The following is a 13,470-nucleotide window of genomic DNA, read 5'->3' as shown; positions in this document are numbered from 1 at the left end:
CTCTCATCCCTTCCTGTGCATCAGACTTGCATTAACCTCCCCATACATCCAGTTGCGGATATAACCAAAAGGTGACAGTCACTTTGGAAGTGACTGTCACCTGGTGTTTATTTCACTTAGCACATTTCCCTCTGCTACTATGGGCGGTCTTCAGAAGGAGTCTTTGATTCTTCTATTCTTCTTGCAAGAAGGCTGGCAAATACCAAGTTTTGCGCAGCCACCAATCTATCTGGATTTATCAGTAGCGAATGAGCTTTGGGGTTACGAATACTGGAGTATGCCCCTTTCAAAAGTTCCATAAATCCAATTTGTTCATTTTTTCCAGTCTCAGTGCGCAAAGTAGAAACAATTAATTTAGCCGAACCCAAAGAATAAGCTGTCTGTGCTAACGCAGAGCCATCCAAGTCAAGACCAGTTCTTTCACGCAATAAGTCAAAAACTCCAATTAAAGCGTTCAAGACAGCGTCTCGATAATTTCCCTGAGTAAATTGTCGATATGAACTTTTTAGTACTAGGGGGTGAAGAAAATTAACTATATCTTCTTCCCCATGAATTTGAGGGCTATTTGACATATGATCATTTAATAGTACTACCGACTGGCCTAAAAACTCAATTAAATTGTTAAATGTTGGTGGGCTCCAATCATCTCCGGCCTCATGCATATGCAATATCATATAATCAAGATCTTGGGTTGGAAGATTTTGTGGCCATAATCTTTTTACTTCCTTCAACTCATCTACAATATAATTGCTCACAACCCCTAAAACATTTTTATCATCATTCAAATCAGCGAAATAGGCGTCACTATATTTCATTAACAGTTTCCCGATTATTCGGTTTATGGCAACATAATCTTTTAGCATTAGAAACTCCTATTATTCTCTGTCAAATTATACCCTCCGCCTCCCCATCAGACTTTCATTAACCTCCCCATTCATCCAGTTGCGTGATTAATCGGATAGTCTTATAGTCGGATGATTACGTAGGGACACAGCGAAGAGTCTTACGGGTCTGACCTTCAACCGTCTCGCTGTGTCCCTACATCTTGCATTACTCAACTACTTGACTATTCAACCAGGAGACTACAAAACATGCACTACAGCGGTTGGTTTCAGTACATGCGTTCAGGAGACGAGAAGCCCAAGGTTACTCGTCAATTATTGTTGCGAGTCCTTACTTATGCGCGCGGATACTGGTGGCATATTGCGGGAATGCTGGTCACGATCCTGCTAACCACGGGCTTGTCCCTGCTCACGCCGCTCATTTTCCGCAATATGATCGACGTAGTCATCCCTGCCAAGGATGTAAACGGACTTGTCCTTTTAGGTTTGTCGTTGCTGATGATCCCCGCGCTCACTGGAGGAATCAATGTCATCCAACGGCGCTTGAATGCGACAGTCGGCGAAGGCGTGATTTATGACCTGCGTTCGACTCTGTTCGCCCGATTACAGCGCATGTCATTGCGATTTTTTACGAATACAAAATCTGGCGAGTTGATGAGCCGCCTCAACAACGATGTGGTCGGCGCGCAGAACGCCATCAGCAATACCATCGTCAACATCGTTACGAATCTGGTGGAGGCCATTGCGTTATTGGCGGTCATGCTCACTCTCGAATGGCGCCTGACCATCATTAGCATCCTGATCCTGCCGTTGTTCATCATTGCCGCGCAGAGACTGGGTCTTGTCCTGCGCGATATTGCGCGCAAGGCCATGGACGTGAATGCGCAGATGAATGCGCACATGAACGAGACTCTCAACATCGGCGGCGCGTTGCTGGTCAAGTTGTTTGGCCGCGCCCGCGAAGAGGAAGGGCGTTTCCGTGAGCGTGCCGCGGGCGTGCGCGATATCGGCATCCGCCGCGCAGTGGTCGGCTCCTCGTTCTTCGTCATCTTTGGGCTCATCACCGCGGTGGGCACGGCGCTCGTTTACGGCCTCGGTGGCTGGTATGTCATTCAAGGCTCATTCACGGTTGGCACCATCGTGGCCTTCGGTTCTTATTTGGGAAATTTATATGGCACACTGCAAGGTCTGGCAGGCGCGCCCGTTGAGTTTTCAACTTCGATGGTCAGTTTCGAGCGCGTGTTTGAGCTGATCGATCTTCCACACGATATTGTTGAAAAAGAAGATGCGATCGTTTTGCAGGACGCACAGGGCGAGCTTGAATTTGATAACGTCTCGTTCAATTATCATATCGATGCAGCCTTGTTGTTGAAGGATGTCAAACGCTATGGAAAGATGGAAGACGTAGGCGCGGTCCTGTCATTGGCAGGGAAAAGCAACGGGAAGAAAAAAGATGAAGGGTCCGCATCAGGCAACGGGGAGTCTGAGGCGACATCCCAAGCACGCGAAGTCGCTTTGGAGGGAATCTCCTTTACCGCTGCACCCGGAAAGTTGATCGCATTAGTCGGCCCATCCGGCGCTGGCAAAACCACGCTGACCTATCTCATCCCGAGGTTGTATGACCCCACCAGCGGAGTCATTCGCATTGACGGGCGCGATGTGAAAGACCTGACCCTCGCTTCGCTGGCTGCCGCGATCGGCATGGTGACGCAGGAGACGCATCTCTTCCACGATACCATCCGCACGAATCTGACGTACGCGAAAATGGACGCCACGCAAACCGAGATCGAATCCGCCGCGCGCGCCGCCAACATCCACGACTTTGTGATGGGCCTGCCCGACACCTACGACACTATTGTCGGTGAACGCGGCTATCGCCTGAGCGGCGGCGAAAAACAACGGGTGGCCCTCGCGAGAGTTATCTTGAAGAACCCGCGCATTCTGGTTTTGGATGAAGCCACCAGTTCACTGGATAGCGAATCTGAAGCGTTGATCCAGGATGCGTTGAAACGAGTCATGGCTGGGAGAACATCCATTGTGATCGCGCACAGATTGAGCACGATCCTAGCCGCTGATTTGATTTTAGTGATGGACAGAGGGAAGATCGTGGAAAGAGGGACTCATGATGAGTTACTCGCGACGGGCGGACTGTATAGTCAGTTATATGAAACGCAGTTCAATCGCGAAAAAGTTTAGATAGACCTGACATGTCTCCGCGAAGAGATGATTAATCAGAACCCACGTCCACGCAATAGTTATGGTTGACAGCGGTTCTGATGAGACATGTCAGGTCTTTGCTTTGGTGGTGGATAGAGGGAAGATCGTTGAGTGAGGAACCCATGATGAGTTACTCGCCATGGGCAGGTTATATAGTCAATTGTATGAAACGCAATTTCGAATTGAGAGGGTGTAGCCCCGCCTATCCCTTAATATTCCTCAGTCATGCTTTATTTCGCACAACTCCACAAGTAGATCGGATGATCGCCCCAGGGATAATCAGTGGAGGAAAAGTCAACGCTTATCTGTGAACTTTCAGGGAGAAAAGCAAAGATCAGGTCGTCCAGTTCCAGGCCAGCAGGAATATCAAAGCGCAGCCAGGCATCAGCATCCTGTCCCTGAACCAGGATTGGCGTCAAAGACAGGTAATCAACATAATCTTTTCGATGCCCATAAATTGCTTTGAACTCGGTACTTCCGTTAAGCACGCTGAAATGTTCGGGCGCTGGTAAATTCCGCTGACTCTGACCAATATTCTTAAGCAGGATATGGATCCAGATAATTTCTTTACCAGCAGGAGGTTCTCGATTGGAATCGTATTCCGTTAGATAGCTGGTTGTGATCTCGGCCTCCTGCATCATCACCTGGAGATCTTCATGAACAATCATGTATCCGGGGGACACGGGTGTGGGCAAGTCCTTATTCACAACCGCCTGTGGAGTTGCTGAAGGAGCAGTCGTGGGAACCACTGGTCCACTGGTAGAATTGCAGGCAGTTAACATCAACAATCCAAATAAACTGCTCATCATGATCGTCAATGTCTTTGTCATATCACATTTATTCTTCCTGAATATTTTTCAAGGTGAATAGAATTGCATCAATAGTTAGTCTTTGTTGCTGTTCACGGCTAATCGTTGCCGCGCTATCTCCCAATTGAGAGCCATAGTAGCCAAATTGTGAATGGTTCCCGCCATCAATCAATATCCAAGTCGTATCCTCTGGCAAGTAAATTGCATTCGCTTCCACTTCTTCCACACTGGCCAGGCCATCATTGGAAGCATAAATTTTTGTCACATTCAGGGTCGTATTCGACAGATCGAACGCTTCTTCTTTGGGATGTGATGTCCCAATCAGGATGAGTCCATCTAAAGTTTCTCCATGCAAGAAGGCAAATCGTGAGGCGATTGCCGCACCGCGTGAATGTCCGCCCACGACCCAATATTGGATCGATTCGTTAGAGTCAATGATTTCAAGTGCCTGTTCCATAACGCTGGTCTCTTGCGAGTCAAGCGGCGTTGACCCAAACGGAAGTTTGGCAATGAAAACATTAAATCCCTGCTCCGCTATCGCCCTGGACATGGGAGCATACGCATCAGGTGCGACCATTCCGCCAGGGAAGAAAATAAAACCTGTAAGTTGTTCGTTGTCGTTTGGTTGAAAGTGAAGGAATCGTTTCGTCTCTTCAACTGCGACCTTGTCATCACTTTCAAGAATGACCTTATCAAAGCCCTGGGCGCGAAAGGAATTCAGCATCCAAACGAGAAACAACATGCCGAAAGTGATCCAGATAATTCGAATGATCTTGCGAAAATCAGCCATAATGGTTATCAAGGATTATAGCATTCAGGTAAGAACGAAATCTTGCATAGGCACGCGCTCGCGGGGTGAGGTATTCACAGACCTGACATGTCTCATCCGCGCGGCCATCCGTTATAACGCTTGCGCGGATGTGGGTCATGGTTAGACAGGGTCTCGTAGAGACATGTCAGGTCTTAACCAGTATCTTCCTCATCGTCAAAATCGGTTAATGGTTGAATCTCCTGGTGGATTCGGATGAAATCATCTTTGCTTCCGAACAATTCCATCATTTTGTCTCTTTGTAAACGGGTGAGAACATCGCCGGTCAATTCATGATATGACGAATAATTCCAATCTCGAAAATTTTCTACGAACTTATGTTTTTGCGGGTTCTGGTGGATGTAAACGATCAATTGCATGAAATATCTTTCATTAGTCACAGGAATCCGCTCGAAGGGACGCTCGAATAACGCTCCTCTTCTGCCAGTTGCATTGTTAACTCCGCGCGTATAAGCATTGAAGAAATTCGAGAAATATTGGCTTGGTTCTTTTATCTTGTTAAGACCTGCCAGGTCTGCTTCATCTTTTATGTAAACACTTGCGTGAAAATGGTTTTTTAAAAGACAATATGCGTATGTCTCTGCAATCTGGGAGGTATGTTTCCACCAGAGTTCCATGAAATAGGCATAATTTCGCTCTTGAAGAAAGATATTTTCATGGTTGTTCCCGCGATTGAAGATATGATAGAAATTTCCAAAAGTGAGTGGAGTGGGGTTGGTAGGCATGGGTTAATTATAAGTCCAGACCTGACATGTCTCCTTGAATCCTTGACTAACTTTGATCTGTGTCCGCGCAAACGTTCCGACGAACAACGGTATTGATAAGACATGTCAGGTCTTTTTCAGATTTATAACAAAACAAGGGCGACCCAATAGGGTTGCCCTTGTTACTTCAAGTCGAGTTCAAATTAACTCGCCGGGGGTAGTGCGGACGCGTCTCCGTTCGTCAGCACAGGTAAGGCTTTCAATTCACGGTAGACTAGAGTCCACACGGTGGAGGCGAAGACCGTTTGCCAACTGCCAAGTAAAAGCCAGGGAGAGAAAGCAACCACAAAGAACAGTGGAAGCGCGAAGAGGACGCCGACAGCCCACGGCAACCATCCGTTCAGGAAAATGCTGGTGAGTCCGCCCGCGAGCAGGGCAGGGATGCCCGCTACGATGACGCCGATCAGACCCGTGACTGCGACTACCGGCAGGATCACGATGATGGCAATGATGGACACAAACGCCCATGCGATTCCGAGCCCGATCATCACCAGCCACATGATTCCCACGTTCTTCCAATTCTCACGCGCCATCTGGAAACCGCGCCGCAGCGATTCACCCACACCGAGGTTCTCCAGCGCACAGGCCCGCCAGAAGAAGTTCCGCAGCAGGTGCAGGAATATGCTCAAGATGACGACTGCAAAGATGATCAGGAACAGAATGCCTATCGAGCCGAAAACACCGACTAAAGTAGCTGGCCCATTATTACTGGAGACCGATACTAAGATCACGATCCCAAGCACAAGGAGAGCAAGCATCACCAGAAATAGCGGCAGGTTCACCAGCAGGTTGATCAGGAACAATCGCCACGAGGTGCGCGACCAGCCTATACGGAAGCCCTCACGGACGGTCATCTTTGAGCCGCTATTTTCATATTCATCCACCATGCGGATGACCGCAGTCTCAGCCACATATCGCGCAATGGCTACGGCAATCCCCAATGCCAGAGTAAACACGATAAAGATGACCGCGATCCAGATCAACGTAGACATATCATCCTTTGGGATTCCAGCCTCGCTCAACCCTTCATTGAACAACTTCTGCATTTCCTCTCCAGCCTGTTGGAAGGACTCACGCATATCTTCGGGGAGAGGCTGCTGGCTGTTCTGTGAGTCCCTTTCGTATTGGACTCCGTTATTCGAACCACTATTTCCAGAGGAGCCTGCTCCTGCCAGAGCCAGGATCAAACCAAAGACCCATAAGGCTCGATAACTCCACAGGATATACCAGGCACGTCTTAAAATTTTGATGGGATCCATTTTTTCCTTCTTTCCTTTGTTTTCGTTTTATCGTTCTTATCTGACCATGAACCTGCTTCAGCCTTCAAGGAGTTGGCCGTGCTCCAAGCGCGTCTGCCGCGCCCACCAGATCGCAATCCAACCAAGATACAAAAGGGCAATCGAAACCTGCCATGTGACTTGGGGCAGGGTGCTTCTCGTAAATGCTTCCGTGGTCTCAGCCCATTCCAGGCGCTCTCCGCTGAGAATTCCAAGCTGACCAAGTGTGCCCGACCAGGTCGTGCTATTGGACGAACCCGGAACCAGCCAGGTGGGAGAGTCATTCAACAATCCGAATCCGTTCGCAGTCGAGAGCAGATCGCTGATCATCGCAGAAGCATTAATGAAGATCCAGATGATCAGCAAGCTGACCGGTATCACCCACCAGCCTGCCTCCTGCACTTTGTGTCTGGAGGTCTTGGGCAATTCGTGAGGCAGGCGCAGGTTGACCTGCGCCGCGAATCGTTCTGAGGAAATGAACTTGGGTGCGGGCATTTCGCGCAAGATTGCAGAGACGTTTTGTAAAGACTCCAACTCTGCCCGGCAGATATCACACCCGGCAAGATGCTCCTCCACCTGATGAAGCCGTCGGCCCTTCAATTCTCCGTCCAGATAGGCGTTCAACCATTCTGTCATATGGTTAGACATGTTCAGCCTCCATCAACAGGACCATCTGTGCTTTTAACTTCTCTTTCAATGAACCACGGGCATAATTCAATCGTGACATGACCGTTCCAATCGGAATATCGAGTGCTTCTGCGATTTCGTGATACGAAAGTCCTTCATATTCCTTTAGTACGAGCACCGCCCGGCTGGCATCCGGCAAAGCTTGGATCGCCTGTTGCACAAGAGCAGTCCTTTCATCACGTAAGAAGAGACCTTCCGGGCCGGGCCCTGGATCGGTGAGGTGAAGATCATCCACATCGCCGGGCAGGATGCGCTTCTCTTTGCGCAGCATATCCGTTGCGGTGTTGAGCGCGATACGATAGAGCCAGTTGCGCAGCGAAGCATCCGCACGAAAGGAACCCAGGTGTGACCAGGCGCGGATGAAGGTTTCCTGGGCCGCATCTTCCGCGGTCTGCATATTGCCACACATGCGAAAGATGACGTTCAATACACCCTGGGAGTGCAAGCGGACCAATTCGCTGAATGCGTTTCGGTCACCGCCTTGAGCCCTGGTGACAAGCTCTATTTCGTTGAGTTCGGGGACTATTGCCACTACCAGACCTTCTTTTCAGTTATTGCCTTTCCACTATGTCTACGTACATCCGCCCGTTTTTATTCGGAATCGTGAAAATCTGACCTACAGACATGCACTCGCAAAGTAAAAAACAAAAGAGATCAAGCTAATCTGAATATGAATTCGCGAAGATTGGCGAAGACATCGTGCCTGTTGGGTATTAGCGGATAAAAATCAAAATTGAAAATTAATGCTTGACTCGAAGCTTTCATCGTTATACACTCAACATATCAACTCGAACAAGTCTCACTGATCCTGGCAACATTTATTGGTAAAGGAGCCACCATGTCAGAGGAACGATTTGTCTCACGCGGTTTTGTCGGCAAGCGGCGCACAGGGGAGAAGAAAGATCGCATCCCGCCTGGTCAATATCTCACAGATGACTTCCCTGTCCTCTCGGCAGGGCCAACTCCCTACACCCCTCTCGACAAATGGACTTTCATCATTGAAGGTCTTGTCAAAGAAAAGGTCTCATGGACCTGGCAGGAATTTCTTCAACTCCCCATGCAAAAATATGTGGTGGATATTTCCTGCGTCACCAAGTGGACTCATCTGGATATGAAGTGGGAGGGTGTCAGCCTTGATACCTTGCTCGAACACGCTGAGCTTGATCACAAAGCTGCTTTTGTCACAGCCTATAGCGACGGCGGCTACACCACCAACATTCCCCTGAATGAAATCATAAACGGCCAGTCTTTCATCGCTTTGAAATATGATGACAAGCCGCTCACGCCCGAACATGGTGGGCCCGCGCGCATGGTTGTGCCGCACCTGTATTTTTGGAAAAGCGCCAAATGGGTGCGCGGCATACGTCTCATGGAGAAGGATAAGCCTGGCTTTTGGGAATCCGCTGGCTATCACAACCACGCTGATCCGTGGAAGGAACGGAGATATTGGAATGATTGACATCCCTGTCATTGCGAGGTGGTGTTCGTCCACCGAAGCAATCTCCACCTTCGCAAGGGGATTGCCGCGTCGGGCTACGCCCTCCTCGCAATGACGAAATAGGAATCCCATGAAACCAACACTCGACTGGCAAATCGCTTCAATCGCGGACGTTCGGCCTGAAACCAACAAAGTGAAATCGTTCACGCTGACAATTCCCTCGTGGACGCGTCATCGCGCGGGACAGCATTACGATATCCGCCTGACTGCGGAAGACGGCTATCAGGCACAGCGCAGCTATTCGATTGCATCCGAACCAGAACGTGAAGGTGAGATCGACCTGACCATTGAGCGCATCAACGATGGTGAAGTCTCAGCTTATATGCATGATGTGCTCATCCCCGGTGACAGTATCGAAGTGCGCGGCCCGATTGGCGGATACTTCGTTTGGGAGTCTGGTCTATTGCCTCCGCCGTTATTGCTGATCGCAGGTGGGTCTGGCATTGTGCCGCTGATGGCTATGATCCGTCATCGCGCCGCAGTAAGAGCAAAGAATCCGACAGCCTTGCTTTATAGTTCACGAACATTTGAAGATATTATCTATCACAACCAATTGGAAAAACTACGAAGTACAAACGATGGACTGCAAGTCTTTCATGCGCTGACACGCTCACAACCGTCAGATTGGAAAGGCTATTCGCGGCGTATTGATCAGGAAATGTTGAGGGAAGTGACAGCTCCTTTGGGTGAAGCAGTTCAAGTCTACATCTGCGGGCCGACGCTCATGGTCGAATCGGCTGCGAATATATTAGTCAAGCTTGGCATCGATTCAAACCAGATTCGCACCGAGCGTTTTGGTCCCACAGGAGGATGAGATGGAAGAGACAACCGATATAAACCACGAACTTATGCTGGACGCAAATGCCGCTGCCGGCTTGCTGCATGATATCTTTGGCCTTGAAATGACCGCCGAACCAACGGAGTGCGCCAACTGCGGCAACGAGGCAGAGATCGGCACACTACTGGCTTTTACCCGGGGGCCGGGTGTTATCCTGCGCTGCTCTGGGTGTGGGAATGTTGTTTTGCGAATCGTCCAAACACCGGATGCAACCTATCTGGACGCGCGCGGGGCGGTTTATCTGCGGCTCACAACACATAAGCCTGCGCCAGAGAATGATTCATTAGGCGGGTGATGGCATCACAAAAACCGTATCGTGATGCCCTTGACAACTTACTAACTAGTAAGTAAAATTTTCCTCATGGTCAAGATCGAAAACAGCAAGCGCACGATCATGAATATGGCGGAAGCCTTGTTGCAGGATAAAGGCTTCAACGGTTTCAGCTATGCTCATATCGCATCCGAACTGCGGGTGAAGAATGCCGCCATCCATTACCACTTTCCCACAAAGGAAGATTTGGCGCGCACGGTCATTCAACGCTACCGTGATCGCTTCCAGTTGTGGATCAACAATGCCCGCGTCATGAACCTTTCCCCCGAAAAGAAACTGGATTGGTTCCTCGGCATCTACACCGACATGCGCGCAGATAAAGGCAAAGTTTGCCTCGTGGGAGCGCTGGAATCCGAGTTCAATTCGATCCCCGCAGGTTTGCAGGCAGAAGTGGAAGCTTTGCATAGGGAATTGCTTGCCTGGCTTCAAGCAACTCTCAAAGAAGGAAGAGAGGCGGGTGTATTTCAATTCAATGGTGAACCTGAAAGCAAAGCCGCATTGATCCTCTCCAGCGTGCAGGGCGCATTGCAAATGGCACGTGCTTTAGGAACAAAAAAGTTCCGCGATGTTGTTGAACAACTTAAACTGGATCTGCTCGCCTAATTTTTTTATCGTCAATACTTACTAGGTAGTAAGTATTTTATCAAGGAGAACAAATGACAACTTTAGAACCTACTGCAACAAAACAACAGGGGATCGTAAAAAAGGTGTATCAGGCCTTCTTCGGCCCATCGCGATATGAAGTGAAACCAACAGATCGCGAAATCATTGAGTGGGGAAACAATTACCGCATCCCATTTAATGATGGCGAACTGGCCGTCACCACCTGGGGAAATAGTGGCCCTGCCGTTTTGCTCATGCATGGCTGGGGCGGAGCGCGCGCCCAAATGACAGGCTTTGTCGATCCGCTGTTGTTTGCTGGATATCGCGTCGTGGCTTACGACCAGCCCGCGCATGGCGAGTCAGATGGGCGGATGACCAACCTGCTCGAGATCGCACCAACTATGGATTTAGTCATGAAGCGCGAGGGAAAATTTGACGCGATCATCGCGCATTCATTTGGAACGCTGATCACATCCTATGCGCTGGTGAACAAAATAATTCCGCCTCCTTCCAGACTGGTATATTTCGGCGCTTTCAATCGGCTTTTGGACTCCCTGCCGCGTTTTCAAGCTATTGCCAATTTACCCGATGAAGTCATGGCTGGTTTAAGTAGCATGATCCATGAAAACTTTGGGAAGGGCGTGCTCGATGCTATTGTCAATGAGACTCTAACTCCGCAAATTAATATCCCCGCCTTGATGTTCCATGATACTGGAGATAACGTCACCCCGGTGGATGATAGCCGCGCGATTGCTCGTGCGTGGAAGAATGCGCAATTTGTTGAAACCGATGGACTCGGCCATCGAGGCGCGCTGCAATCAAAAGAGATTCATGAACAAGTGGTTAAGTTTTTGAGGGGCTAATGCAGCAAACACAAAAGGACTCAACGTTGAGTCCTTTTGTGTTTAAAAGTTGAAGAATTACTTCTCAAGCCAGATGTCCATGCCAAGTGCATCTTCATCGATTCTCAATTTCGTAAAACTCGTTTGAGAAACCATCTTTTCAATTTCAGGTTTTGTGTAGGCATTCTTGAGCAGGGTGGTCTTGAAGACAAGCTTTGTGAAAAAGGCATTGAGGCCGTTGATGTGCAGGTCGTTTTTGATATGCCTGCCAACGTTTTCAAAGGAAACATCGCGCCGCAGATCCATGATGCAGGCCTTGCCGCCCGGCTGCAACACGCGGAACATTTCACGGATCGCATCCACAGGTTCGGTGAAATTTTTGAACGCCGCAACACAAATGATGAAATCGAAAGTATTCTCGGCAAATGGCATATCCGATGCGTTGCCGTGATGAAAATCAACGTTTACGTTTGCATCTCTTGCATTGGATTGAGCGATCTCAATAAACGTTTTACTAATTTCGAGAGCGGTTACTTTGTAATTACCGGCCTTCGCGAATTCAATGGAGAGAAACCCCGGTCCCGGCGCAACTTCAAGAATATTTGCATTCACCTGCAATACACTTTTGACTTTATTGAATATCACCTTTTGTTCCGGCGCGCGTCCCGTATTTTTTGCATACCATTTGGCGACCATTCCTTCCATCGCCATTCCCTTATATGGCTTGGTGGTTTTAGATAGCAATTGATTTGTTGACATTCTAGACTCCTATCCTTCTTCTGCCTGGGAAATAAGCGCAGGCGTCAGGCGGATATCGAAGCTGATGACTTCGTAATATCGCATGGCCTTGCCATCCCCTGAAAGTTCAAGCCGGCTCCTCACCAGGCCTGCATCTTCGAGTTTCTTCAAATGCATGATCAGCAGCGGCCTGCTGATCCCAATCTCACGAGCGAGCTGGCTGACGTAATTCGTCTGGTTGACGAGTGCCGTGATGATTTGCAAACGATGTGGATTTGCAAGGGCTGAGAGAGCCTCGAGCAAACCCGAGCTCGATAAGGCGGACATGGCTATTGAACATCGCTAAGCAATTTCTCGATGGTTGCCAGGCGTGCCCGTATATCTTCCAATGCTTCAGCGGTTCTTTGTTGTGCATCCGCGGATTTTTGTTCGGCAGTTGTAGCCTGCTCCGCCAATTTTTCGTATTGGATCGTTTGCTTTCCAACGATGTCTGTTTTCGCAACAGACATGCCCTGCCATAGTACAACTACAACTATGATCGTAACCGCGGCAATTATGAACATGATCAAATCGTTACTCATTTTTTCCTCCGAAATTTGTGCACTTGGAATCTCTCCGCATGTCACATGGGTGGGGTTGTGGAAGTTTCTATTTCCACGTGTAATAAATAGTTTACACATGGATTAATATTCTGTCAAGAGGGAAATTTATGCGCTCGCAGGGGTAGGCTTATGAAACCCACTAAAGCAAAGAGACCAGTTCCTTTGACGGCACTGGTCTCTTTTTGCAAAACGTTGATATGCAAAAACTATTATTTGTCTGGGGCTGGCACTGGGGGAGTCTCTTGCGTACCCTTTGTCTCTTGTGACTCTTGAGGTTCTGGCTTCAATGAAGTTTCCTGAGCCGTCTGCGTCTCATGAGCTTGATTACTATTCTTTTTGATCTGCTTGAGCCTTTCCTTCTGCTCTTTTTTGCGTTTCTTTTCCAATTCCTTCTGACGCTTTTCGTATTGATAATTTACTTTAGCCAATTTGGCATCCTTTCTCACTATTAGACTGGTTGAATCGATTAGCCATTATAGCACCCCAATGGGATACAGGCAGACCTGACATGTCTTCTCAGGAGTCTTGCATTCGGAGAACTTGCCCACATGAGATTATTTGTTCAAAGCGTTACGGATGAGACATGTCAGGTC

At 48.7% G+C, this 13,470-nt stretch carries 17 protein-coding genes; 6 read left to right on the top strand and 11 right to left on the bottom strand.

The window, feature by feature from the left end; all coding sequences use genetic code 11:
- Positions 1 to 137: 137 nt before the first annotated feature.
- Complete coding sequence (locus AC14M5_RS12055; protein ID WP_484029913.1) at positions 138 to 863, bottom strand: TIGR02391 family protein; 726 nt, start codon at positions 861 to 863, stop codon at positions 138 to 140.
- A 228-nt stretch (positions 864 to 1,091) separates the two neighbouring features.
- On the opposite strand from AC14M5_RS12055, the gene AC14M5_RS12050 reads away from it, so the two are divergent.
- The gene (locus AC14M5_RS12050) at positions 1,092 to 3,038 is read left to right on the top strand and encodes an ABC transporter ATP-binding protein (protein WP_484029912.1); all 1,947 of its coding nucleotides are present in this window, start codon (positions 1,092 to 1,094) and stop codon (positions 3,036 to 3,038) included.
- Between the two features lie 251 nt (positions 3,039 to 3,289).
- Here the strand turns inward: AC14M5_RS12050 and AC14M5_RS12045 are convergent, their stop codons facing one another.
- From AC14M5_RS12045 to AC14M5_RS12020, 6 genes are all read right to left on the bottom strand, one after another.
- The gene (locus AC14M5_RS12045; protein ID WP_484029911.1) at positions 3,290 to 3,889 is read right to left on the bottom strand and encodes a hypothetical protein; all 600 of its coding nucleotides are present in this window, start codon (positions 3,887 to 3,889) and stop codon (positions 3,290 to 3,292) included.
- Positions 3,890 to 3,896: 7 nt separating this feature from the next.
- Complete coding sequence (locus AC14M5_RS12040) at positions 3,897 to 4,658, bottom strand: alpha/beta hydrolase (protein WP_484029910.1); 762 nt, start codon at positions 4,656 to 4,658, stop codon at positions 3,897 to 3,899.
- Positions 4,659 to 4,831: 173 nt separating this feature from the next.
- Positions 4,832 to 5,422 (bottom strand): transposase, encoded by a 591-nt coding sequence (locus AC14M5_RS12035; protein WP_484029909.1) that lies wholly within the window; start codon positions 5,420 to 5,422, stop codon positions 4,832 to 4,834.
- Between the two features lie 182 nt (positions 5,423 to 5,604).
- The gene (locus AC14M5_RS12030; RefSeq protein WP_484029908.1) at positions 5,605 to 6,720 is read right to left on the bottom strand and encodes a DUF7544 domain-containing protein; all 1,116 of its coding nucleotides are present in this window, start codon (positions 6,718 to 6,720) and stop codon (positions 5,605 to 5,607) included.
- Positions 6,721 to 6,777: 57 nt separating this feature from the next.
- Positions 6,778 to 7,386, bottom strand: coding sequence for an anti-sigma factor family protein (locus AC14M5_RS12025; protein WP_484029907.1), 609 nt, complete (start codon positions 7,384 to 7,386; stop codon positions 6,778 to 6,780).
- Entirely contained in the window at positions 7,379 to 7,957 is a 579-nt protein-coding gene (locus tag AC14M5_RS12020; protein ID WP_484029906.1) for an RNA polymerase sigma factor, read from the bottom strand. Before AC14M5_RS12020 ends, AC14M5_RS12025 begins: the two co-directional genes overlap by 8 nt.
- A 306-nt stretch (positions 7,958 to 8,263) precedes the next feature.
- Here AC14M5_RS12020 and AC14M5_RS12015 point away from each other — a divergent pair, with 306 nt between their 5' ends.
- From AC14M5_RS12015 to AC14M5_RS11995, 5 genes are all read left to right on the top strand, one after another.
- Positions 8,264 to 8,884 carry a sulfite oxidase-like oxidoreductase gene (locus AC14M5_RS12015; RefSeq protein ID WP_484029905.1) on the top strand — a complete coding sequence of 207 codons (621 nt, stop codon included), beginning with the start codon at positions 8,264 to 8,266 and terminating at the stop codon, positions 8,882 to 8,884.
- 109 nt (positions 8,885 to 8,993) lie between these two features.
- Entirely contained in the window at positions 8,994 to 9,737 is a 744-nt protein-coding gene (locus tag AC14M5_RS12010; protein WP_484029904.1) for a ferredoxin reductase, read from the top strand.
- 1 nt (position 9,738) lies between these two features.
- On the top strand, positions 9,739 to 10,056 hold the full coding sequence (locus AC14M5_RS12005) for a DUF6510 family protein (protein WP_484029903.1): 318 nt from the start codon (positions 9,739 to 9,741) through the stop codon (positions 10,054 to 10,056).
- Between the two features lie 66 nt (positions 10,057 to 10,122).
- Positions 10,123 to 10,695, top strand: coding sequence for a TetR/AcrR family transcriptional regulator (locus AC14M5_RS12000; RefSeq protein WP_484029902.1), 573 nt, complete (start codon positions 10,123 to 10,125; stop codon positions 10,693 to 10,695).
- Between the two features lie 53 nt (positions 10,696 to 10,748).
- Positions 10,749 to 11,558, top strand: a complete 810-nt coding sequence (locus AC14M5_RS11995; RefSeq protein WP_484029901.1) for an alpha/beta fold hydrolase — start codon at positions 10,749 to 10,751, stop codon at positions 11,556 to 11,558.
- A 57-nt stretch (positions 11,559 to 11,615) separates the two neighbouring features.
- Here AC14M5_RS11995 and AC14M5_RS11990 read toward each other — a convergent pair whose 3' ends face one another.
- The 4 genes from AC14M5_RS11990 to AC14M5_RS11975 all read right to left on the bottom strand — a co-directional run bounded on the left by AC14M5_RS11990 (position 11,616) and on the right by AC14M5_RS11975 (position 13,305).
- Complete coding sequence (locus AC14M5_RS11990; RefSeq protein WP_484029900.1) at positions 11,616 to 12,296, bottom strand: class I SAM-dependent methyltransferase; 681 nt, start codon at positions 12,294 to 12,296, stop codon at positions 11,616 to 11,618.
- Between the two features lie 9 nt (positions 12,297 to 12,305).
- On the bottom strand, positions 12,306 to 12,602 hold the full coding sequence (locus AC14M5_RS11985; protein WP_484029899.1) for an ArsR/SmtB family transcription factor: 297 nt from the start codon (positions 12,600 to 12,602) through the stop codon (positions 12,306 to 12,308).
- A gap of 2 nt (positions 12,603 to 12,604) precedes the next feature.
- Complete coding sequence (locus tag AC14M5_RS11980; protein ID WP_484029898.1) at positions 12,605 to 12,856, bottom strand: hypothetical protein; 252 nt, start codon at positions 12,854 to 12,856, stop codon at positions 12,605 to 12,607.
- A 230-nt stretch (positions 12,857 to 13,086) separates the two neighbouring features.
- Positions 13,087 to 13,305 carry a hypothetical protein gene (locus AC14M5_RS11975; protein ID WP_484029897.1) on the bottom strand — a complete coding sequence of 73 codons (219 nt, stop codon included), beginning with the start codon at positions 13,303 to 13,305 and terminating at the stop codon, positions 13,087 to 13,089.
- Between the last annotated feature and the right edge of the window lie 165 nt (positions 13,306 to 13,470).

The sequence above is a fragment of the Candidatus Villigracilis sp. genome (assembly GCF_057083605.1).
This window is presented reverse-complemented; position numbering and strand designations above follow the sequence as displayed.